At 68.5% G+C, this 21,770-nt stretch carries 18 protein-coding genes; 8 read left to right on the forward strand and 10 right to left on the reverse strand.

What is annotated here, in order from left to right:
* Positions 1–5: 5 nt before the first annotated feature.
* From AB0L57_RS15825 to AB0L57_RS15840, 4 genes are all read right to left on the reverse strand, one after another.
* Positions 6–917 carry a short-chain dehydrogenase/reductase gene (locus tag AB0L57_RS15825; protein WP_364961907.1) on the reverse strand — a complete coding sequence of 304 codons (912 nt, stop codon included), beginning with the start codon at positions 915–917 and terminating at the stop codon, positions 6–8.
* Positions 914–2,425 (reverse strand): NAD(P)/FAD-dependent oxidoreductase, encoded by a 1,512-nt coding sequence (locus tag AB0L57_RS15830; protein ID WP_364961909.1) that lies wholly within the window; start codon positions 2,423–2,425, stop codon positions 914–916. The genes AB0L57_RS15825 and AB0L57_RS15830 overlap by 4 nt, the downstream gene beginning before the upstream one ends.
* A gap of 62 nt (positions 2,426–2,487) precedes the next feature.
* Complete coding sequence (locus AB0L57_RS15835; RefSeq protein ID WP_364961911.1) at positions 2,488–3,579, reverse strand: PDR/VanB family oxidoreductase; 1,092 nt, start codon at positions 3,577–3,579, stop codon at positions 2,488–2,490.
* A complete protein-coding gene (locus AB0L57_RS15840; RefSeq protein ID WP_364961913.1) occupies positions 3,576–4,451 on the reverse strand; it encodes a metal-dependent hydrolase in 876 nt (291 codons plus the stop codon). The genes AB0L57_RS15835 and AB0L57_RS15840 overlap by 4 nt, the downstream gene beginning before the upstream one ends.
* Positions 4,452–4,570: 119 nt before the next feature.
* Here AB0L57_RS15840 and AB0L57_RS15845 point away from each other — a divergent pair, with 119 nt between their 5' ends.
* From AB0L57_RS15845 to AB0L57_RS15875, 7 genes are all read left to right on the forward strand, one after another.
* A complete protein-coding gene (locus AB0L57_RS15845; protein ID WP_364961915.1) occupies positions 4,571–5,233 on the forward strand; it encodes a TetR/AcrR family transcriptional regulator in 663 nt (220 codons plus the stop codon).
* A gap of 130 nt (positions 5,234–5,363) precedes the next feature.
* On the forward strand, positions 5,364–6,719 hold the full coding sequence (locus tag AB0L57_RS15850) for a cytochrome P450 (RefSeq protein ID WP_364961917.1): 1,356 nt from the start codon (positions 5,364–5,366) through the stop codon (positions 6,717–6,719).
* Positions 6,716–7,549 (forward strand): SDR family oxidoreductase, encoded by an 834-nt coding sequence (locus AB0L57_RS15855; protein WP_364961920.1) that lies wholly within the window; start codon positions 6,716–6,718, stop codon positions 7,547–7,549. Before AB0L57_RS15850 ends, AB0L57_RS15855 begins: the two co-directional genes overlap by 4 nt.
* A gap of 19 nt (positions 7,550–7,568) precedes the next feature.
* Entirely contained in the window at positions 7,569–8,624 is a 1,056-nt protein-coding gene (locus tag AB0L57_RS15860) for an AraC family transcriptional regulator (RefSeq protein WP_364961922.1), read from the forward strand.
* A gap of 83 nt (positions 8,625–8,707) precedes the next feature.
* Positions 8,708–10,408 (forward strand): GMC family oxidoreductase, encoded by a 1,701-nt coding sequence (locus AB0L57_RS15865; RefSeq protein ID WP_364961924.1) that lies wholly within the window; start codon positions 8,708–8,710, stop codon positions 10,406–10,408.
* A gap of 380 nt (positions 10,409–10,788) precedes the next feature.
* Entirely contained in the window at positions 10,789–11,505 is a 717-nt protein-coding gene (locus tag AB0L57_RS15870) for an MgtC/SapB family protein (RefSeq protein WP_364961926.1), read from the forward strand.
* A gap of 46 nt (positions 11,506–11,551) precedes the next feature.
* Positions 11,552–12,802 (forward strand): serine hydrolase domain-containing protein, encoded by a 1,251-nt coding sequence (locus AB0L57_RS15875; RefSeq protein ID WP_364961928.1) that lies wholly within the window; start codon positions 11,552–11,554, stop codon positions 12,800–12,802.
* Here AB0L57_RS15875 and AB0L57_RS15880 read toward each other — a convergent pair.
* Positions 12,780–14,795: a copper-translocating P-type ATPase gene (locus tag AB0L57_RS15880; protein WP_364962432.1), complete on the reverse strand. Its 2,016-nt coding sequence runs from the start codon at positions 14,793–14,795 to the stop codon at positions 12,780–12,782. The two genes, AB0L57_RS15875 and AB0L57_RS15880, sit on opposite strands and share 23 nt — an antisense overlap.
* A 224-nt stretch (positions 14,796–15,019) precedes the next feature.
* Here AB0L57_RS15880 and AB0L57_RS15885 point away from each other — a divergent pair, with 224 nt between their 5' ends.
* Positions 15,020–16,102 (forward strand): substrate-binding domain-containing protein, encoded by a 1,083-nt coding sequence (locus tag AB0L57_RS15885; RefSeq protein ID WP_364961931.1) that lies wholly within the window; start codon positions 15,020–15,022, stop codon positions 16,100–16,102.
* Here AB0L57_RS15885 and AB0L57_RS15890 read toward each other — a convergent pair.
* Genes AB0L57_RS15890 through AB0L57_RS15910 form a run of 5 tightly spaced genes read right to left on the reverse strand, consistent with a single transcriptional unit; the run spans position 16,088 to position 21,743 of the window.
* Positions 16,088–17,578 (reverse strand): ATP-binding cassette domain-containing protein, encoded by a 1,491-nt coding sequence (locus AB0L57_RS15890; RefSeq protein ID WP_364961933.1) that lies wholly within the window; start codon positions 17,576–17,578, stop codon positions 16,088–16,090. The genes AB0L57_RS15885 and AB0L57_RS15890 overlap by 15 nt on opposite strands.
* A gap of 14 nt (positions 17,579–17,592) precedes the next feature.
* Positions 17,593–18,423 (reverse strand): ABC transporter permease subunit, encoded by an 831-nt coding sequence (locus tag AB0L57_RS15895; RefSeq protein ID WP_364961936.1) that lies wholly within the window; start codon positions 18,421–18,423, stop codon positions 17,593–17,595.
* Complete coding sequence (locus AB0L57_RS15900; protein WP_364961938.1) at positions 18,420–19,406, reverse strand: ABC transporter permease; 987 nt, start codon at positions 19,404–19,406, stop codon at positions 18,420–18,422. The genes AB0L57_RS15895 and AB0L57_RS15900 overlap by 4 nt, the downstream gene beginning before the upstream one ends.
* On the reverse strand, positions 19,384–20,151 hold the full coding sequence (locus AB0L57_RS15905) for a class I SAM-dependent methyltransferase (protein ID WP_364961941.1): 768 nt from the start codon (positions 20,149–20,151) through the stop codon (positions 19,384–19,386). Before AB0L57_RS15905 ends, AB0L57_RS15900 begins: the two co-directional genes overlap by 23 nt.
* Positions 20,148–21,743: an ABC transporter substrate-binding protein gene (locus tag AB0L57_RS15910; RefSeq protein ID WP_364961943.1), complete on the reverse strand. Its 1,596-nt coding sequence runs from the start codon at positions 21,741–21,743 to the stop codon at positions 20,148–20,150. Before AB0L57_RS15910 ends, AB0L57_RS15905 begins: the two co-directional genes overlap by 4 nt.
* Positions 21,744–21,770: the final 27 nt, after the last annotated feature.

Below are 21,770 nucleotides of genomic sequence, written 5' to 3' on the forward strand. Positions count from 1 at the left end.
GCCCGCTACCGGGCGCGATCGGCGAGGATGCGCTCCTCGAGCCGGCGGGTCAGCGCACGGACCCGCTCGTCGGCACTGAGTTTGCGGTCCAGAACGACGTTCACCGCACCGCGCAGCAGCGCGTAGGGCTCCCAGCCCGCGGGAGCGATCGCCCGCGCGGCCCGGCGCTCCACCGCGCCCGCGATGACCTCCGCGGCCCGTCGCGCGGTGATGCGCCGATCGAGCGGCCAGGGCAGCAGCGAGCCGATCTCGGCGCCCAGCTCGTCCTCGTCGAGCGTGCCGTGCGTCATGGCCGTCTCGACCACACCGAAGTAGACGATGCCCGCGGTGGCGCCGGTACCACCCAGTTCGACCCGCAGCGCGCGGCCGAGCTGTTCCACACCGGCCTTGCTCACCATGTAGGGCGAACCGCCCATACCGGGGGCGAAGGCCGCGCACGAGGACACCACCACGACATGACCGCGGTGGGCGATGACATCGTCGAGTGCGGGCTGAATCGTGTTGAAGGCGCCCGTGAGATTGATGGCGAGCACCCGGTCGAAATCCTGTGGGTCCATCAGCCGGACGGTGGCCGGGCGCGGCACCACGCCCGCATTGGCGACCACCACGTCGATCCGGCCGAAATTCTCGCGCACCTGACCGATGGCCAGGCGCACCCCCTCCCGGTCGGCGACATCGACGCCCACCGCGACGGCCCGGACACCCAGTGCGGCAGCGCGCTCGCGGGCAGCGTCGGCGTCGATGTCGAACAGCGCCACATAGGCGCCACGGTCGTGGAGCAGGCGGGCCAGCTCGTAGCCGATTCCGGCGGCGGCGCCGGTGATCACCACGACCTTGTCGCGCGGATCGAGCCGCTCGGGCTCGCCGAGCACCGGCGACAGCAGCGAACGCACCATGTCGAACGGATCTGTGATCATCGGATACTGCTCATCTCCGCGGCGGGCTTCGGGGATCGGGACATCAGATAGGACTGCGCGTCGAACGTCGCGACACGACGACGATATTCGAAGCTCCAGTTCGGATACAGTCCGGCGTTCTCGCCCTTGTCGTTGGTGTAGTAGCTGTCGCAGCCACCGCCCAGCCAGACCGTCCGGCGACTGCGCTCGCGCATCTCGTCGAGGAACTGCCGCTGCACCCCGGGCCGGACCTCGACCCGATCGATACCGTTGTCGCGCAATGTCTTCAGCGCATCGACGATATAGGCGATCTGTGATTCGATCATGAAGATCGCGGACTGGTTCCCCGCGGCGCCGAACGGGCCGAGGGTCAGGAACATATTGGGGAACCCGGCGATCGCGGCGCCGAGATAGCTGCTGGGCCGGCGGCGGTAGTGATCGGCCACCGACAGGCCCCCGACACCCACGATCCGGTCGTAGAGCTCGGGGATCGCTCCGAATCCGGTACCCCACACGATGGTGTCGACCGGGTACTCCGCACCGTCGGTGGTGACGATCGATCCGGGGCGGATCTCGGCGATCGACGACGTCACGACCTCGACGTTGTCGCGGGTGAGCGCCGGGTAGTAGGCATCGGAGAAGATCGCGCGCTTGCAACCGATCATGTAGTCGGGAGTGAGTGTGCGCCGCAGCGCCCGATCGCCGACCTGGCGGCGCAGCTGTAGCGCCGACAGCGCCTGGAACGGATGCCGGAAACGGCGATCCACGAAACCCACCAGCCCGAAACTCTCGATCCCGGTGTAGTAGGCCCCGCGCAGGGCGGTGCTCAGGGCCGGGATCCGGCGCAGCAGCGCACGTTCCAGGCCCAGCGTGGGCCGGTCCAGCCGCGACACGATCCACGGCGCGGAACGCTGGAAGACCGTGAGCCGCCCGGCCTTCGGCGCGATCTCCGGAATGAACTGCACCGCGGAGGCGCCGGTGCCGATGACCGCGATGCGCTCACCGGTCAGATCGTGCTCATGATCCCAGTGCAGCGAATGGAACTGATTGCCGCGGAAACTGTCCCGGCCCGCCATGTTCGGGATCTTGGCCTCGCTGAACGGGCCGACCGCCGAGATCAGCACGTCGGCGGTGAGCACGCCGCTGTCGGTGCGGATGATCCAGCGCCGCTCGGATTCCTCCCATTCCGCCCGCCGCACCTCGGCACCGAAGCGCATGTGCCGCACCGCGTCGTGGTTCTCGGCCACACCCCGCAGGTATCCGAGAATCTCCGGCTGGCGGCCGTAGGTGCGCGACCATTCCGGATTGGGCGCGAAGGAATAGGAGTACAGCTGCGAGGGCACATCGCAGGCGCAGCCGGGATAGGTGTTGGCCTGCCAGGTGCCGCCGAGGTCCTCGGCGCGCTCGAGGATGAGGAAGTCCTCGAATCCGGCCGCGCGCAACGACACCGCGAGCCCGATTCCGGCGATTCCGGCGCCGATCACCGCGATCGAAGTGTGTTCGGCAGCGGCGCTGTCGGATACTGCCATCGTCGAATTCCTTTCGGTGCGGGCAGCACTGCCCGAAGCGCGGTGCACGCGGCACCGGGCGCTCACAAATCGAGTTCGATAATCTCGCCCGCCGCGCGCGATACGCAGGTGAGCATGGTGGTTTCGCGTTCGACGTCGGTCAGGCGCCGATCCCGGTGGTCGACCTCGCCGGCGCGCACGGTCACCGCGCAGGTGCCGCAGAAGCCCTGCCGGCACGAGTACGGCGCGTCCGGCAGCACCCGGCCGATGGCGGCGAGCGCCGATTCACCGGCGGCGACGTCGACACCGAGGCCGCTGCGCCGCAATTCGATCCGGAACGGCCGGCCGTGCTGGACGGGCGGCGGTGAGAACCGCTCGGTGTGCAGGGAGACGGTCGGGTCCGCGGCGGCCCGGGTGTCGTGGGCGGCGGCCATCAGCGGCGGCGGCCCGCAGACATAGACGGCGGCACCGTGCTCGACATCGGACAGCAGCTCACCGATGTCGGCCACACCGAATTCGTCGTCGGGCAGGATGTCGAGGCGGCCACCGCGCCGGGCCGACAGCTCGTCCAGGAAGGGCATGCTGTCGCGACTGCGGCCCAGATAGATCAGCCGCCAATCGATTCCGCGGCGTTGCGCGTCCGCGACCATCGGCAGCAGCGGCGTGATGCCGATACCGCCGGCGACGAACACGTAGTGCGGCGCGCGGATATAGGGAAAGGCATTGCGCGGCCCACGTACCCGCAGCCGGTCCCCGACCGCCGCGGTGCGGTGGATCTCGTCGGAACCGCCGGCACCGCCGGGCAGATGCCGCACCGCGATGCGATAACTGCCGCGATCGGCCGGATCGCCGTTGAGCGAGTATTGCCGTTGCCGGCCCGAGGGCAGCACCAGATCGATGTGCGCACCGGGAATCCAGCTCGGCAGCGGCCGCCGATAGGGCGCGACCAGGGTCAGCACCACCACGTCACCGGCCTGCACCTGACGGTCGGCGACGATCATCTCCCGTTCGAACCCACTGCGCCGCACCGGATTCGGACCGGTCAGCACGCTGTTGGCCGCTTCGGCGGTGACGGTGCGCTTGTAGATGTCGAATACCGCCCCGAGTGCGCGGATCGGCAGTGACGGCTCGTATGCCGACCGGATCCCGGCCGGCTCCACCGCGGTCGAACTCACTTCTCGCCCGCCCGCGCGGCCGGGGACTGAGCGAGGTAGCGCAGTGCGTTGTCCATGCTCCCGAGCTGGGAGGGATGGAATCCGGGGCGCAGATAGCGCGGGATCTCGGTGAGGAAGGTCGACATCTTCGGGACGACGCCGCGCGCGGAGGCACTGAGCAGCTGCATCGGCCAGAATCGTCCCTTGGCGGGTTCGGGATCCTTGGCGAACAGATAACCGCCCGCGGTCACGAACAGCACCAGCAGCGATGAACTCGCGACCACGGCGGTGCGGGCCTTGCGCAGATATCCGCCGTCGACGTGCATGTAGGCGTCGTAGACCACACTGCGGTGCTCGACCTCCTCGGCGCCGTGCCAGCGGATCAGATCCAGCATCGCCGGATGCATGTCCTTGGCCTCGAGCACATCGTTGGTGAGCAGCCATTCGCCGATGACGGCGGTGTAGTGCTCCATTCCGGCGAACAATCCCAGCCGCTCGCACAGCCATTCGTATTTCGCGCGGCCGACCAGGCCGTGATCGCCGAGTATCCGATCGACCAGCCAGCCCACCGACTCGACCATCGGCCCCACGTCCAGGCCGATGGCCTCCAGGTGGCTGCGGGCCTGCGCGTGCGAGGTCGCGTGCTGGTTCTCCTGGCCGATGAACCCCTGCACCTCTTCGCGCAGGCGGGCATCGTCGATATAGGGCAGCGCCTCGGCCAGGGCGGCCGCCATGGCCCGCTCACCTTCCGGGAGCACCAGGTGCATCACGTTGATGATGTGGGTGGCCATGACTTCGCCCGGGATGTAATGCATCGGGACCGAGCCGAAGTCGAACCGCACATCGCGCGCCCTGATCGCGTGGGCTTGGTCGTCGTAGACCGAGGTGTTCATTGGTGCGTCCTTGCATCTCATCGAAGCGATGTCTCGACACTATTGTTGACATCAACAGATGTCAACAACGGCCGATGTCAAAAATCGTGATATTTTCCGGCCCCGGTACCATCGCGACCATGGCCGATTCGCCGCATCCCCCGAAGACGGGCAGCCGACCGTGGCGCGGACGCGAACCGGCCGACCGCATCGCCACCCGCCGGAAGCAGTTGACGCAGGCCTGCTTCGAGCTCATGGCCGACGCCGGCGCGGCCGACACCTCGATGCGCGGAGTATGCCGACAAGCGGGACTCACCGAACGTTATTTTTACGAAAGTTTCGCCAATCTCGACGATCTGATGACCACCGTCCTCGAGAACACCGTCCAGCAGTGCCGGGATCGCCTGCTCGCGGCGCTGGCGGACGCCCCCGATGACCGGGATCTGCTCTTCGGCCATGTGGTGCGCGCGTTCACCGATTTCCTCACCGAGGACCCGCGCCGCGGCCGCATCCTGTTCGTGGAATCACTGGCCACTCCGGCACTGACCCGACGCGGCAACGAACTGGTCGCGATGATCACCGGGCCGATCGCCGCGGTCCTGGCCGCCGACGACACCGAGAACCCCACCCCGGACGAACTCGACGCCACCCTGAACGCGATGGCGATATTCGGGGCTCTCGCCTATTGCTATCGCCCGTATCTGATCGGCGAGATCGAGATCGACCGCGAACGCTTCGACAATCACGCCGCCGCCGTCATCCGGCAGCTCAGCACAGTGCGGTCCGCGCCGATCCCGCACTGAAACCGGGCCGTTCCGGCCGCACCGGCACCCCGTACGAACCGTCGCCGCACCTTGCCTCACCCACCCTTCCGTAGTAGCGTCCAGACACGTGTCCATCGCAGATGGATCCGGGATTGCGGAAGGATTTCTCATGACGTTGGTCAAGCCGCGGCAGGTCTCCGGGGGCGAGCACGAGCACGGCCACCTCGAAGAGTTCCGCACCGATCCGATCGCGCTGATGCGGCGGGTACGCACCGAGTGCGGCGATGTCGGCTCGTTCCGTCTGGCCGACAAGGACGTCATCCTGCTGTCGGGCTCCGAAGCGAACGAATTCTTCTTCCGGTCCGCCGACGAGGATCTCGACCAGGGCAGCGCCTACCCGTTCATGAAGCCGATCTTCGGTGACGGTGTGGTGTTCGACGCCAGCCCCGAGCGCCGCAAGGAGATGCTGCACAACCAGGCGCTGCGCGGTGAGCACATGCGCGGGCACGCGGAAACCATTGCCCGCGAGGTGTATCGGATCGTCGAGCGCTGGGACGACGAGGGCGAGATCGATCTGCTCGAGTTTTTCGCCGAGCTGACCATCTACACCTCCTCGTCCTGCCTCATCGGCAAGAAGTTCCGCGAGGAGCTCGACGACCGGTTCGCCCACCTCTACCACGAACTCGAGCGCGGCACCGACGCGCTGTGCTACGTCGACCCCTACGCGCCGATCGAGAGCTTCCGGATCCGGGACGAGGCCCGCGCCCAGCTGGTCGAGCTGGTGCAGGGCATCATGGACGGTCGCATCGCGAATCCGCCGCAGGGCAAAGAGGATCGCGACATGCTCGACGTCCTGGTCTCGATCCGCGACGAACAGGGCGAGCTACGGTTCTCGGCCAGTGAGATCACCGGCATCTTCATCTCGATGATGTTCGCCGGGCACCACACCACCTCCGGCACCGCGTCCTGGGCGGTCATCGAACTGCTGCGCAATCCCGAGATCCTGGCCGATGTCGTGGGTGAGCTCGACGAGCTCTACGCCGACGGGCAGGATGTCAGCTTCCATGCGCTGCGCCAGATTCCGCAGCTGGAGGCGACCTTGAAGGAGACGCTGCGGCTGCATCCGCCGCTGATCATCCTGATGCGGATCGCGCAGGGTGAATTCGAGGTGTGCGGCAACAAGATCGAGCCCGGCGACATGGTCGCGGCCACCCCGGCCATCTCCAACCGGATCGCCGAGGACTTCCCCGAGCCGGACCGCTTCGATCCGGGCCGCTACATCGATCCGAATCAGGCCGATCTGATCAACCGCTGGACCTGGATTCCGTTCGGCGCCGGCCGGCACCGCTGCGTCGGCGCGGCCTTTGCCCTCATGCAACTCAAGGCCATCTTCTCGATTCTGCTGCGGGACTGGGAATTCGAGATGGCGCAGCCGTCGGACAGCTACCGCAACGACCACTCCAAGATGGTGGTGCAGTTGCAGCAGCCGTGCACCGTCCGGTACCGCCGCCGGCAGCACGCGTGAAGTCCCTGTCGGGCAAGGTCGTCGCGATCACCGGCGGCGCCCGGGGAATCGGTTACTCGATCGCCGAGCAGTTGCAACGCGACGGCGCCCGGGTCGCCCTCGGTGATATCGACGCCGACGCCGTGCGCGAGGCGGGTGCTCGGCTCGGCGCCGCCGCCGCGGTACCGCTCGACGTCACCGATCCGAGGTCGTTCGCGGACTTCCTGGCCACGGTCACCGAACAGGCCGGCACCGTCGACGTGCTGATCAACAATGCCGGCATCATGCCGGTCGGCCGCTTCACCGCCGAATCCGATGACATCACCCGCCGAATCCTCGAGGTCAACGTGCTGGGGGTCATGCACGGCACCAAGACCGCATTGCCCCGGATGCTCGAACGCGGCGCCGGCCACATCGTGAACATCGCGTCGCTGGCCGGGGAGAATCCCACCCCCGGAATGGCGACCTATTGCGCCAGCAAACAGGCCGTTCTCGGTTTCACCGAGACCATGCGCCTGGAATACCGCGGTACCGGCGTGCATTTCTCGGCGGTGCTACCGACCTTCACCCGGACCGAACTGATCGCCGGGACCAAGGCACCGATGGGATTGCTGGCCGAACCGGAAGATGTGGCACGCGCGGTGGCCCGGTTGATCGCGCGGCCGCGGCGACGGGTCACGGTCACCCGGCTGGCCGGGGTGGCGATGGCTTTCAACAAACTCACGCCGCGGGCATTCGGGGAATTCGCCGCTCGCCGGATGGGTGTGCACCGCATCTTCACCGACGAGGTCGACACCACCGCGCGGGCTTCCTACGACCGCCGGGTACGCGGGTCCCAGGAGCATCAATAATTTCGGCCATAATGGTGGGATGAACACCGTCGAGGCACCCGAGGTCCGCACCTGGAACTTCCCGCGAGGTATCGCCAGTGTCGCGGTGATGACGGAGTTCGCTGCCGAACACGGGGTGCCGCCGGGGCGGTTACTGGCCGGATCGGGTATCGGTGCGGGCGCCCTCGCCGACCCCGCCGCACAGATCCCGGCCGAGGCCGAATTGGCGGTGGCACGCAATCTGGTGACCGAACTGGATACGATCCCGGCACTCGGAGTCGAGGTCGGCCGGCGCTACCGGCTGAGCACCTTCGGCATCTTCGGTTTCGCGTGCGTCACCAGCCCCACACTGCGCGAGGCGATCTCGCTCGCCATCCGCTACTACCGGCTCGGATTCGCCTTCTGCACACCGATTGTGGAATATCGCCGCGACGATGTGATCGCCTGGATCCACCACGAACTCATTCCGCCCGATGTGCAGCGATTTCTCGTCGAGCGGGACATCGTCGCCATGCACCGGGTGATGGGCGATCTGCTGGGGCGCGAATTCTCCTTCGCTCGAATGGAATTCGGATACGACGAACCCGCCTACGCGGACAGGCTGGAAGCGGCCCTGGGTGCGCGGCCCAGCTTCAGCAGACCGCACACCATGTTCACCGTCCCGCCCGAGATTCTGGCCCAGCCACTGCCACAGGCCAATCGGCAGACGTGGGCGGTGTGCATCGCCCAGTGCCGGGATTTGGTGCAGCGTCGCAGTGCCCGCACCGGTATCGCCGCGGAGGTGCGCGAACGACTGCTGCCGGGCAGCGGCGCGACCGGTATCACCACCCCGCCACCGATCGAATCGGTGGCCCGCGATCTGAACATGAGTGTGCGGACCCTGCGCCGGCGGCTGACGGAGGCGGGCACCAGCTACCGAGCACTGCTGGACGAGGTGCGCCGGGCACTGGCCCAGGAGATGCTGTCGGGAACCCCGCTGACCATCGACGACATCGCGATCCGGCTGGGTTATGCGGAGGCCACGCCGTTCATCCACGCGTTCAAACGCTGGACCGGAACCACACCGGCCGCCTACCGGCGTGACCGCAACTATTGATTCCTGGCCGCCACTCTCTTCGGCTCGCCGCTGGTCCGCGCATACGGTACAACCCGAGGACGGGACGACGAAAGGCGCGAACGATGGGGTTCGACTACGACGTGATGGTCATCGGATCGGGTTTCGGTGGCAGTGTCAGTGCGCTGCGCCTGACCGAGAAGGGCTACCGGGTCGCAGTGATGGAGGCCGGGCGCCGCTTCGCCGACGACGAATTCCCCAAGACCTCGTGGCGGGCCCGGCAGTTCCTGTGGGCACCGGCCCTGGGCTGCTTCGGCATCCAGCGTCTGACCCTGCTCCAGGACACCTTCATCATGAGCGGCTCCGGCGTCGGCGGCGGCTCACTGGTGTATGCCAACACCCTGTACGAACCTCCCGCCAAATTCTTCGACGATCCGCAGTGGGCGCACATCACCGACTGGGGCGCCGAACTCGCACCGCACTACGACCAGGCCAAGCGCATGCTCGGGGTGGCCACGAATCCGGCGATCACCGCCTCGGACCGGGTGCTGCGCGAGGTGGCCGAGGAACTGGGCGTCGGGGACTCGTTCCGGACCACACCGGTCGGAGTCCTGTTCGGCGGCAAGGGGACCCGGCCCGGGCAGGAAGTGCCCGATCCGTATTTCGGCGGGGTGGGACCCGAGCGCCGCACCTGCACGCACTGCGGCGAATGTATGACCGGTTGCCGGCACAACGCCAAGAACACTCTGGTCAAGAACTATCTACACCTCGCCGAAAAGGCCGGTGCCACAGTACATCCGTACAGCACGGTGGTCGATGTGAGACCGCTGCCCGAAGGCGGTTACCGCGTCGAGACGGTGCGCACCGGGCGCTGGATCCGCAAGGCCCGCCGCAGTTTCACCGCCGAACAGGTGATCTTCGCCGCGGCGGCGCTGGGCACCCAGCGGCTGCTGCACCGGCTGCGCGATCGGGGCTCGCTGCCCCGGGTGTCGGGCCGGCTGGGATATCTGTCGCGCACCAATTCCGAAGAGCTGCTGTCGATCCGGAGCCGCGGTGCGGATACCGATTTCACCAAGGGGGTGGCCATCACCTCCTCCATCCATCCCGATTCCGACACCCATATCGAGCCGGTGCGATACGGCAAGGGCAGCAATGTGCTGTCGCTGATGACGACGGTGATGTACGACGAGGACGGCCGCACCTCACGCGGGCGGCTGTGGGCGCGCGCGAACTGGCGGCAGCGGCGCGATCTGCCCCGGGTGCACAATCCGCGGCACTGGTCGGAGCGGATGATCGGGCTGCTGGTCATGCAGTCGGTGGACAATTCGCTGACCAGCTACACCAAGCGCGGGCTGTTCGGGCGCCGGATGACCACCAGACAGGGTGAGGGGCAACCGAATCCGACCTCCATCCCCGCCGGGCACGAGGTGGCCCGCCGGGTGGCCGACAAGATCGACGGCATTCCGACCGCCGGCATCACCGCCCTGTTCGGCATTCCCATGACCGGGCATTTCATCGGTGGCTGCGTGATCGGCGATTCGGCGGACACCGGCGTCGTCGACGCCTACCACCGCATGTACGGCCACCCCGGCCTGCACATCGTCGACGGCTCGGCGATCTCGGCCAATCTCGGGGTGAATCCGTCGCTGACCATCACGGCGCAGGCCGAACGGGCCTTGTCGCTGTGGCCCAACAAGGGTGAGACCGATCAGCGTCCCGCGCTGGGCGCGCCCTACCGGCGCCTCGCGCCGATCCCGCCCGCGACACCGGTGGTCCCCGCGGGAGCACCGGCCGCCCTGCGGTTGCCGATCGTCGACATCACCTGAGCAGCGGACAACCGGTCACCGGATCCTCCCCCGGCGCCGCCTCGTCTCCGCACCGAGTACGGGTTCGGATCCCGTCCTCACGGAATCCGGGTTGCCGACGGTACGCGCCGGGTGTTTACTGGCGATCCGGCGCGGATATTTCCCGCGGCGATGGCGGGCGCTCACCGGGAGCGCCGGGCCCGATGACGTGACCGGAGTCGCCGCAGCGCTCCGGAACAGCAGATATGCCTCGGAAGGAGGTGGTCGACGATGCCGGACGACAGTGACAGTCACCGTTTTGCCAACAATTCACTCGGCGACCACTCCCGCATCCTGCCGCACCCCCGTTCGTGGCGGTAGCCTGCGCGCACGAGTCTCGCCTCGACTGAAGGTATGTTTCCATGTCGACTTGGGAAATGCTGCTGCGCCTGGGAACCGGTGTCGGCCTCGGTGCATTGATCGGTTTCGAACGCCAGTATCGGGCCCGGATGGCCGGATTACGGACCAATGCACTGGTCTCCGCGGGTGCCGCGCTGTTCGTCCTGCTGTCCGCGCACGGATTCCACGGCGGCGCCGCCGACCCGACCCGGGTGGCCGCGCAGATCGTCTCCGGTATCGGTTTTCTCGGTGCCGGTGTGATCATCCGCGACGGGCTGAACGTGCGCGGTCTCAACACCGCGGCGACGCTGTGGTGCGCGGCGGCGGTCGGCTCGCTGTCCGGCGCGGGCATGTATGTCACCGCCGCGGCGGGAACGGTCGCCGTGGTGATCGTCAATATCGCCCTGCGCGCGGCCGGGCGGGCGGTGGACCGCCAGCCCGAATCCGGCAACGAACAGCCCGCGCACTACACCTTCTCCGCCGTCACCGACGACGAGAACGAGGCGCACGTGCGGGCACTGCTCGTACAGGCGTTGACACGCACCGACTTCCGGCTGCTCTCGGTGGCCAGCGCCAACGCCGGGAAGTCGGGCAAGGTGGAGGTGAGCGCGGATCTGGCCGGTGATCAGCGCGACGACCGGCAGATGGAATCGGCGGTCAGCCGGCTGAGCCTGGAACCGTCGGTGACCAGCGTCGGATGGCGCACAGCCGTGCCGGAGACCACCGGCCCGGGTCTGTGAGGCCGCGCTGACCTGCGCCGATCGCCCGGATCACTATGCTGGCGCCGTGAGTATCCCGCTGGTGAACATTCCCGCCGACCTGGACACCGTCACCGCGATCGGCCCGGAGGACGATCCCGCGGCCGTGGGACTGACCCGAGGCGAGGTCGAGGTGGTCTGGGCGTCGGTGCGGCGCTGGTACCGCCTGGGCACCACCCCGGCGATCCAGATCTGCCTGCGCCGGCACGGCTCGATCGTGCTCAACCGCGCCATCGGCCACGCCCGGGGCAATGCTCCCGGCGACGGACCGGAGATCGAGCGCGAGCCGATCACCGTCGACACCCCGTTCTGCGGCTTCTCCACCGCCAAGGGCGTGGCGGCGACGGTGGTGTACATGTTGATCGAACAGGGCGCCTTCGCACCGGAAGACCGTGTGTGCGATTACATTCCGGAGTTCGCTTCGCACGGTAAGGGCCGTATCACCATCGCCGATGTCCTCACCCACTCCGCGGGTGTTCCGTTCATGCCCGCGGGCTTCCGCGGCTTCGACGCCGTGGTGGACGAACAGATCGCGACCCAGGCGCTGATCGCGTTGCGGCCCAGTTGGGCTCCCGGCCGATTCCGCGTGTATCACGCGCTGACCAGCGGTCTGATCCTACGGCTACTGGTGCAGCGCGCGACCGGGAAGCGGATCCGCGACCAGTTGGCCGAGCAGATCCTGGATCCGCTGGGCTTCCGGTGGACCAATTTCGGTGTCCGCCCCGAGGACGTGGACCGGGTGGCGCCGAGTGTGCGCACCGGGCCGCGGCCGTCGCGCGCCTGGTCCGTGGTCGCCGGTAAGGCCCTCGGCGGCGGGATGAGTTCATCGGTGTCGGAATCCGCGAATCGCGAGTTCCTGACCGCGGAACTGCCCTCCGGCAATCTCGTCACCACCGCCACCGAGTTGTCACGGTTCTACGAAATACTCTGCCGTGAAGGTGAACTCGACGGTGTGCGCATCCTGTCCCCCGATTCGGTGCGGCGCGCGATCCGGCCCGCCCCGCGCATCCCCGGCATCGCCGGACGGGTCAGTGCGGCCGGCTTCGAATTGGGCGGTCGCCGTACGAAATTCGGTGCGCACACCGAATCCCACTTCGGCCGTAGCGGACTCACCACCCAGTACGGCTGGGCCGATCTCGACCGGGGCCTGTCCGGTGCGGTGCTGACCAGCGGCAAGGCCACCACCGACACCGAGCGCCCGTGGCAGCTGTGCGCGCAGATCTCGGCGATCGTGCCGCGCACCGCGGCCCGGACCGTTACGGGAGCCGAAGCCTTTTGAGCGACAACGCGTTCACCGCGACGATGATGCTCGAGCCCGACATGGTGAGCGCGGCGATCTCGGGACGCAAGGTGAACCCGACGGCGGGCACCAGCACCCCGGCGGCGATCGGCAACGCGACGGTGTTGTACCCCACCGCCCAGGCGAGGTTCTGACGCATCTTGCGTAGCGTGCCGCGACCGATGCGCAAGGCGGTGGGCACATCGAGCGGATCCGATCGCATCAGCACCACATCGGCGGTATCGATGGCGACATCGGTTCCGGCCCCGATCGCGATGCCGAGATCGGCCTGCGCCAATGCCGGTGCGTCGTTCACACCGTCCCCGACCATCGCGACTTTTCTTCCGGCGGACTGCATTTCGGCGATGGTCGCGGCCTTGTCCCCGGGCAGCACCTCCGCGATCACGGTGTCGATGCCCAGTTCGGCGGCGATGCGGTCGGCGGTGGCGCGATTGTCGCCGGTGAGCATGACGACCTCCACCCCCAGCTCGTGCAGTTCGCGCACCGCGGCGGCGGCCGTGTCCCGGGGCGCGTCGGCGATCCCGGCGACCGCGACCGCCCGCCCGTCGACCGCCACCAGCACCGCGGTCCGCCCGCCCGCCGCGATCGGGTCCCGGACCGCGGCCAGTGCGCCGAGCTCGATCCCCTCGCGCTCGAACAGCCGCCGATTGCCGACGATCACGCGGTGTCCCTCGACGGTGGCGATCGCACCATGGCCGGCGACGTTCTCGAACTCCTCGGCCCGCGGGACGGCGGCGCCCTGATCCTCGGCGTAGCGCACGATCGCCCGGGCCAGTGGATGCTCCGATTCCCGTTCCACCGCCGCCACCAGCGACGGCAGCCCGGGCACATCGTCCGGCGTCACGAATTCGACGACCTCCGGTTCGCCCTTGGTCAGGGTTCCGGTCTTGTCCATCACCACCGCGTCGACGCGGGCCGAGGTCTCCAGCGCCAAGGCGTTCTTGAACAGCACCCCACGCCGCGCACCCAATCCGGTGCCGACCATGATCGCGGTCGGCGTGGCCAGGCCGAGTGCGTCGGGGCAGGTGACGACCACGACCGTGATGGCGAACAGCATGGCGGTGGCGAAGTCGGCACCGGCCAGCAGCCAGCCCAGCAGGGTCGCCACACCACCGAGCAGCGCCACCAGCACCAGCCAGAACGCCGCCCGGTCGGCCAGTTTCTGGCCCGGTGCCTTCGAATTCTGCGCCTGTCGAACGAGTTTCACGATCTGGGCGAGCGCGGTGTCGGAGCCGACCTTGTCGGCCCGGACCCGCAGGGTGCCGTCGGTATTGATACTCGCGCCGATCACCGCGGAGCCGGGCCGCTTGCGCACCGGCAGACTCTCGCCGGTGACCATGGATTCGTCGACCTCGCTGTCACCGCCCTCGACCACGCCGTCGACCGGGATCTTGGCCCCCGGCCGCACCAGCAGCAGATCGCCGACGACGACCTGCGCGGTCGGGATCTCGATCTCGTGCCCGTCGCGCAGCACCACCGCATGCGGCGGCGCCAGATCCAGCAGGGTCCGGATGGCGTCGGAGGCGCCGCCCCGGGCCCGCATCTCGAACCAGTGCCCGAGCAGTACGAAGGTGGCCAGCATGGTAGAGGCCTCATAGAAGACCTCGCCGCCGCCGCTGAGCGTGATCGCCAGCGAATACAGCCAGCCGGCGCCGATGGCCACCGCCACCAGCACCATCATGTCCAGAGTCCGGGCCCGCAGCGCCTGCCAGGCACCGGTGAAGAAGATCGTGGCGGAGTAGCCGATCACCGGCAGGCTCAGGATCAGGGTCCAGACATCGGGCCGCATACCGAACGGCACGGGTAGGTGGAGGCCGAACATGTCGGTCGCCATCGGCGACCAGAACATGACCAGTACCGAGAACACGAGCGCCACCAGGAACCGGTTGCGCATGTCGGTGGCCATATCGGCCATCGACATGTCGTGCCGGCCGTGCCCCTCATGCTCGCCGTGGGGCTCGGTGTGTGCCATCCGTTCGGGTGTCACGGTCGCGTGATCGACGTGGTCCATGCGCAGTCCTTTCGCCGAGTGCCGGCAACGGTGCCGAATATATACCCATAGGGGGTATATAGCAACGATGTGGCTTTCGTCATCGCTGGGAGGACGAGAACCAGCGGATTCGCGAGGTCTCGTTAACATGAGCAGTTGGACGAGCGACTATTCGGACGAGCGTGTTCCCGACGGCGGAGGTTCCGATGAGGTTGTCGCACTCCCGCAGCGAACGCGAGACCGTCGATATCGCGCTGGTGGTGCCGCGCAGCGGGCCGGCGGGCCTGTTCGGCCCGTCGTGTGAGGCCTGTGCGGCGCTGGCGGTCGAGGATGTGAACCGCGCGGGCGGAATTCTGGGCCGGCCGGTGCGACTGCACACGGTCGATTCCGGCGCGCCACTGCCACACCTGGCGCGGCGCATCGACCACATGATCGGCACCGGGGCCATCGACGGTGTGGTCGGCTGGCATCTGTCCAACGCCCGCCGCGTCCTGACCCCGCGCACCGCGGGCCGGGTGCCTTACGTCTACACGACCTTCTACGAGGGCGGGGAGAACTCCGACGGGGTGTACATGGTCGGCGAGACCCCGGAACACCAGCTGTTCCCGGCGCTGCGCTGGTTGCGATCCGAACGCGGAATCCGGCGCTGGGCCGTCGTCGGCAACGATTACGTGTGGCCGCGCGAGACGGCCCGGGTCACCCGCGAATCGGCCGCGGCGTGCGGTATCGACATCGTCGGCGAGACCTACGTGCCGCTGGGTGGACGCCGATTCGGACCCGCCCTCGACCTCATCCGCGACTCGTCGGCACAGGCCGTGCTGCTGTTCCTGGTCGGCGCCGACTGCGCGGCGTTCAATCGCGCCTTCGCCGCCGCCGGTCTCGACGAGCACCGCCTGCGCCTGAGCATGATGATCGGCGAGGACGTGCTGTACGCGGGCGGGCCCGACAGCACCCGGGGCCTGTTCACCGCCTCGGGATATTTCGAGAGCGTCGTCTCGGCCGCCGCGATGGATTTCGGCGGCCGCTACACCGCGCGGTACGGCCCCTTCGCACCGGCGCTGAACAATATCGGCGAATCCTGTTACGAGGGTCTGCTGCTGTTCGCCTCACTGGCCGAAGCCGCGCGCAGCCTCGATGTCCGCGACATCGAACGGCGTGCCGCGCGCGTGCGCTACGACGGCCCGCGCGGGGAGGTGAAGATCCGCGGCGCGCACACCACCCAGCCGGTCTATCTGGCCGACACCGACGGGGTGGATTTCCGGGTCGTCAGCGAATTACGCAGGGCCTGAGTCCGATTCGGCGTCGAGCCCCTCGGCGGCGAGCAGTCGCCGCAGCGCGCCCGTCGCGGGCCGCGCGAGCAGGTCTCCGGTGGCGCCCTGTTCGGCGATCCGGCCGTCGGCCACCACGGCCAGGCGGTCGGCCCGTCCCACGAGCGCGCGCACATCGTGACCTATCCACATCACCGCGGTCCCGTCGCGCCGCAGCTCGCTCACCTGGTCCAGAATTCGTTGCGCCAGTGTGTGATCCAGCGCCGTGGCGACCTCGTCGCAGATCAGCACCCGCGGCCGGGCGGTGAGGGCCCGGGCCAACGCCGCGCGCTGCAACTGCCCGCCGGACAGATCCGCCGGCAGGCGGCGGGCCTGATCGGCGTCGATGCCCAGCTCGGCGAGTATCGCCGTGGCCTGCGCGCAGGCGGCCGCGCGCGTCGCACCGCGCAACCGCACGGCCGTCGCGGCCACCTGATCCAGCACGGCCCGACGCGGATCGAACGAGCCCGCCGACTCCTGCCACACGTACTGCACCGCCGCGATCTGCGCACGAGAGCGCCTGCGCAGCACCGGCATCGGTGTCCGTTCGACCTGCACCACGCCGCGATCGGGTGCGACGAGACCGGCGAGCACCCGCGCCAGAGTGGATTTGCCCGCACCGGAAACACCGACCACCGCGAGCAACTCACCCGCGCCGATCTCCAGGTTCACCTCCCGCAACACCGGCGAATTCCCGAGCGTCACAGAGATGTCGGACATTCGCGCGAGGACGGGCGCCGGTGGCGGCGCCTGCCGCCGGACCCGTACTCCGGCATCCGGAACCGGGTCCCCGGCATACACACGCCCGTCGCGGATCTGCAACACCCGGCCGCCGAGCCGGTCCACCGCAACCCGGTCGTGGGTGATCAGCACGATCGCGGTTCCGGTGCGGCGCAAACGATCCAGGCTGTCCAGCAGTATCGACCGCGCGGGTGGATCCAGGCCGACGGTGGGCTCATCGACGATCAGTACCTCCGGCTCACCGGCCAGCACCTGCGCCAGCGCGAGCCGGGCGCGTTCACCGCCGGAGAATTCGAACGGAAAGCGACGCAGGGTGCGATCGAGAGTTGTCTCGTCGATATCGAAGGCCGCGCCGGTGAGGGCACGAACGATCAGTTGCCGGCGATGGTCGCGGCCGGGGCGGATCCCGCTGCGCCGAGCGTGGATGCCGGCGAATTCCCCCAGGGCCGTGCCGATCCGCCGTGCGGGATTCAGGGTCGCCGCGGCGTGCTGCGGCAGATAGCCGATCCGGCCGTGGGCGCGACGGATCTCGCCACGCACCTCGATCCCCGGCCGGGCGGCACCGGCCACCACCGCCGCGATGGTGGACTTTCCGGCACCGGAAGGCCCGAACAGGGTCAGCACCTCCCCCGCCCGAACCTCGAAGTCCACCTCGTCGACGAGCACGGTGTTCCCGGCCCGAACATGCAGTCCGCGCACCGAGACAAGCTCTGCCACAGCGTCTTCCACCGTCATGTCCGGACCACCGATCCGCGCGCCGCGGCGCGCGCCGCCACGGTGGCCGGGTCGGCCAGCCACTCGTCACACACGAGGTTGATGCCGACCACCAGCAGCACGATCAGTCCCGCCGGGAGCACCACCGACCACGGTGCGATCGTGAGTGCGTCCTTGTTGGCGGCCACCGAGACCGCCCAGTCGGTGGAGGTGGTGTCGAAACCGAGCCCGAGGAAGTTCGCGGAGGCGAGGAAATACACCGCGGCGGTGAAACGTACGCCCATGTCCGCCGCGAGCGGACGGGCCAATTCGCGTGCCGCATAACCGCCGTACCGGTAGGTGCGACCCTCGCCCTGCATCCGCAATGCGTCCATCACCGGTCCGTGCACCACACCCCGCGCGGCCATCCGCACGAAGCGGGCGATCGGCGCCACCAGTGCCACCCCGATCGCGCAGGCGATCGCCACCGCCGAACCGCGGGTGCGCAGGGCGGCCACCATCACGATCAGCAGCGAGGGCAGGCACAGCAGCACATCCATCGGCCGCATCAGCAGTTCCTCGAGCCAGCGCCGCGGTGCCGCCGCGGCGGCGACTCCGATCACGAAACCCACGGCATAGGCGCCGAGTACGGTCAGCGCGGCGACCAGCAGGAAGGTCCGCCCGCCGGTCAGTGCCGCCGCCAGGACATCGCGGCCGAAGCGGTCGGTGCCCAGCGGTGACCAGGACGACGGCCCGAACGGGGCCGCGCGCTCGGCCGGCGCCGAGGTCGCCAGCAGCGGCCCGGCGACAGCGAACAGCAACGGAACGACGACCGCGACCACCCCGGCCCACCGGCGCAGCCAGGTCATCGCGCCATCTCCGCGCGCGGTGCCAGCCGGCCGCCGATCAGATCGATCACCAGGTTGATCACGATCGCGCACAGTCCGGTGATCGCGACGATCGCCAGGATCACCGGATCGTCGCGATTGCCGATCGCGTTGATCAGTGCCGACGCGATACCCGGCAGCACGAACACCGCCTCCACGATCAGCACCCCGGAGAGCAATCCGTCACCCGTGCGGCCGAGCTCCTGGATCGCCGGGCCCAGCGCATTCGGCGCGATGTGGCGCAGCAGCAACGACGTCGGCCCGACGCCGAGCCGGCGCGCCTGCTCGACATAGGGCCGGTCGCGCACCTCGACGACACCGGCGCGAACCAGGCGGACCAGCGGCGCGGCGACCCGCACCACCATCACGATCAGTGGCAGCACCAGATATTCGGGCCGGGTGAACACGGTGTGGGTGTCGGTGCCGAGGAATGTCGCCGGAAGCAGTTCCAGCCGGACCGCCACAAAGGTCACCAGCAGGATCGCCAGCACGAAATCCGGTACCGAGTCGATACCCACACTGATCGAAGTGATCAGCCGATCGATCCATGAGCCGGGACGCAGGCCGGCGGCGAAGCCCGCGGCCGTGGCCACCGGTAACAACAGCACCAGCGCCAGCACGGCCATCAGGCCGGTCACGAGGAAGGGTTCCGCGATCACCGACGCCACACTCTCGCCGCTCGCATAGGAGGTGCCCAGGTCACCGGTCAGGGCATGACCGGACCAGTCCAGGAAACGCCGCACCGGCGAGACATCCAGGCCCAGCAGATGCCGGGCCGCCTCCCGCTGTCCGGCGCCGAGCACATCATTGTTCTGGACATCTGCGGCATCGCCGGGCAGCAGCAAGGACAGGACGAAAACGACGACGAGCAGTACCACCAGCTGACCGGCGATGATCACCAGCCGGCGCAGCACGGCACGCGCCCACGCCGGCGATACCCGCTCAGCGGATCGCGACCACGACACGATCGTCGCCGTACTGCCAGACGATGCCGGATTCGGTGAATCCGGCATCGCGGGCGAAGTCGACATAATCGTGCGCGGTGGGCCGATCGTGCACGGTGTGGGCGAATCCCCCGTCCCGCAACCGAACCAGTCCGTCCAGGTCCGGCGCCGATTCGACCGCTTCCCACCATGCCGCCCAGTCCTCGGCCGCGGCGGTGCCCTGGCGTTGCCCACGCCGCGCGGTCAGCGCCCGGCCCAGTGCATCCAGTTTCGGACCGGCGGGCCCCTCGTAGAGATGGTCGCCGTCGACGAACACACCACCTGGGGCGAGCGCACCGGCACACGCGCGGATCAGCGCACGCAACGGTTCACGATTCATCCAGTGCAGCGCGGTGGTACTCACGAAGGCGTCCGGCGCCCGGTCCAATTCCAGCGCCGCGATCCATTCCGGCTCGCGCAGATCGGTGTTCACGGTGCGGAAGCGATCCGAGCCGAGCGTCAGATCGGCCAGTGCCAGCAGCAGCGGATCGGCGTCCACCCCGACGATCCGTGCCCGCGGGAAACGCGCGGCCAGCCGTTGCGACAGGGTGCCCGGGCCCACTCCGAGATCGACGATCAGTGGATCGGGACGTTCGAGAAGTTCGTCGAGAATATCGCCGAGGACCTCGAAGCGCTGTTCCCGGTCCGGCATGTAGCGCTCCTGCTGGCGATCCCAGCGCTGTACCCAGTACCGGGCGCGCTCGGGCGACAGATCCACCGCGGTCATCGCGCCGACACCGTGTCGAAGCGGGCCCAGCGATGCGAATTCGGCACCGCGGCGGGCACGTTCGCGTAGCTGTCGCGGGCCGCACTGTTCCAGTCGGCATTTCCGAAGAACACGAAACCTCCTCTGTCATATTGTATTTCGTGCATGGTCCGATAGATCGCCGCCCGCGCATCGGCCGAGGGGGTCGCTTGCGCCCGCAGATACAGCGCATCGAATTCCGGATCGGAGAACTTGGTGCGGTTCTGCGGTGCACCGGTCAGCAGCCGGGAGGCGAAGTGGTTGGGGATGGCCAGCGGACCGGATTGCCCCATGGTGAGGTGGCCGGTCTCGAGCGCGTCGGTGTAGTAGCTGTCCTTGGACCCGAGCACGACCTCGACATGTACCCCGCAGGCCGCGGCATGCTCGGCGAAAAGGCGGGCCGCCTCGACGAACCCGTAACCGACCTGGGCGGTGAACAACTCGAAACTCAGATCACGGATACCCGCGCCGCGTAACAGCCGGCCCACCTCGTCGGGGTCGTACTCGTGCTGTGGCAGGTCGGCGTAATACCGGTACCCCTTGCCGAAGACATCGTTGCCGACCTGACCCTGCCCCTCGAGTGCCACCCGCACCAGTTCGGCGCGATCGGTCATGTGCATGACCGCCCGCCGGACCGCTGGATTGTCGAACGGCGGCCGATCGGTCTTCATGGCGAAGAAGTAGATCCCGCTGTCTGGCGTGGACTCGAGAGTGACCCCCCGCCTGCCGGTCAGCGTGCGGGCCGCCGACGGGGTCAGATTGTCGGCGTAGTCGATCTGACCGCTCTGCACCGCCGCCAGCCGGGCATCGGGCTCGGCGCCGAGGATCCGCAGCCGCCGCATCGCGGGCGCCCCGTCCCAGTAGTGCTCATTGGCCCGGCCGGTGAATTCCCTTCCCGCCTGGAAGGATTCGAAGGCGAACGGGCCGGTGCCGACCGGCCGCGTGAAATCGGTGGTGCCGTTGCGCACGATCTTGGTGCCGTAGGCCGACAGCGCGGTCAGGAATTCGAACGACGGCCGTTTCAGGGCGATCTCCACGGTCCGCGCGTCCACCGCCCGGCACTGCGGAAGGTCGACCTGGTCGAGCGTGGTCGCCGCGATGAAGGGGCGGCGTTGTGGCGGGCCGAGTACCCGGGCGATGGTGAACAGCACATCGTCGGCGGTGAAGGCCGATCCGTCGTGCCAGCGGGCCTCGCGCAGCGCGATCCGCCAGCGGGTGCCGTCGGCATTCGGCTCGGCGGAGACAGCCAGCCGCGGCACCGGTGTCATGGTGTCGTCGACCTCGAACAGCCCGTCGTAGACGGCCTTCATCCGGGCTTCGTCGATGAACAGCGTGTTCACCCCCGGGTCGATCCCCTCGGCGGCGCCGGAGCCCTGAAATGCGGCGGTGAAGGTGTCGGAGTCGGCGTCGCGGCCGCACGCGGTGAGCATCATGCCGCCCGCGGCGAGCGCACCGGTGAGCAGAAACGCGCGGCGGCTCGGGCCCCGCGGCGCAGTCGAATACATCTGCGGCTTCACTCCCATCGCGTTCCGGGTGATCCACGCGATGAGGTATGCGAAAACGAACCACGGCACGGCGGCTCATTCGGCATCGATCAATAC

The organism is Nocardia sp. NPDC052254, assembly GCF_040679495.1.
Classification (GTDB): Bacteria; Actinomycetota; Actinomycetes; order Mycobacteriales; family Mycobacteriaceae; genus Nocardia.

Bases quoted from the DNA above. Each gene is read 5' to 3' on its own strand.
- AB0L57_RS15860 (WP_364961922.1), top strand. From the start codon at position 7,569: ATGAACACCGTCGAGGCACCCGAGGTCCGCACCTGGAACTTCCCGCGA.
- AB0L57_RS15830 (WP_364961909.1), bottom strand. From the start codon at position 2,425: ATGGCAGTATCCGACAGCGCCGCTGCCGAACACACTTCGATCGCGGTG.
- AB0L57_RS15825 (WP_364961907.1), bottom strand. From the start codon at position 917: ATGATCACAGATCCGTTCGACATGGTGCGTTCGCTGCTGTCGCCGGTG.
- AB0L57_RS15865 (WP_364961924.1), top strand. From the start codon at position 8,708: ATGGGGTTCGACTACGACGTGATGGTCATCGGATCGGGTTTCGGTGGC.
- AB0L57_RS15850 (WP_364961917.1), top strand. From the start codon at position 5,364: ATGACGTTGGTCAAGCCGCGGCAGGTCTCCGGGGGCGAGCACGAGCAC.
- AB0L57_RS15880 (WP_364962432.1), bottom strand. From the start codon at position 14,795: ATGGCACACACCGAGCCCCACGGCGAGCATGAGGGGCACGGCCGGCAC.
- AB0L57_RS15870 (WP_364961926.1), top strand. From the start codon at position 10,789: ATGTCGACTTGGGAAATGCTGCTGCGCCTGGGAACCGGTGTCGGCCTC.
- AB0L57_RS15845 (WP_364961915.1), top strand. From the start codon at position 4,571: ATGGCCGATTCGCCGCATCCCCCGAAGACGGGCAGCCGACCGTGGCGC.
- AB0L57_RS15895 (WP_364961936.1), bottom strand. From the start codon at position 18,423: ATGACCTGGCTGCGCCGGTGGGCCGGGGTGGTCGCGGTCGTCGTTCCG.
- AB0L57_RS15840 (WP_364961913.1), bottom strand. From the start codon at position 4,451: ATGAACACCTCGGTCTACGACGACCAAGCCCACGCGATCAGGGCGCGC.
- AB0L57_RS15905 (WP_364961941.1), bottom strand. From the start codon at position 20,151: ATGACCGCGGTGGATCTGTCGCCCGAGCGCGCCCGGTACTGGGTACAG.
- AB0L57_RS15885 (WP_364961931.1), top strand. From the start codon at position 15,020: ATGAGGTTGTCGCACTCCCGCAGCGAACGCGAGACCGTCGATATCGCG.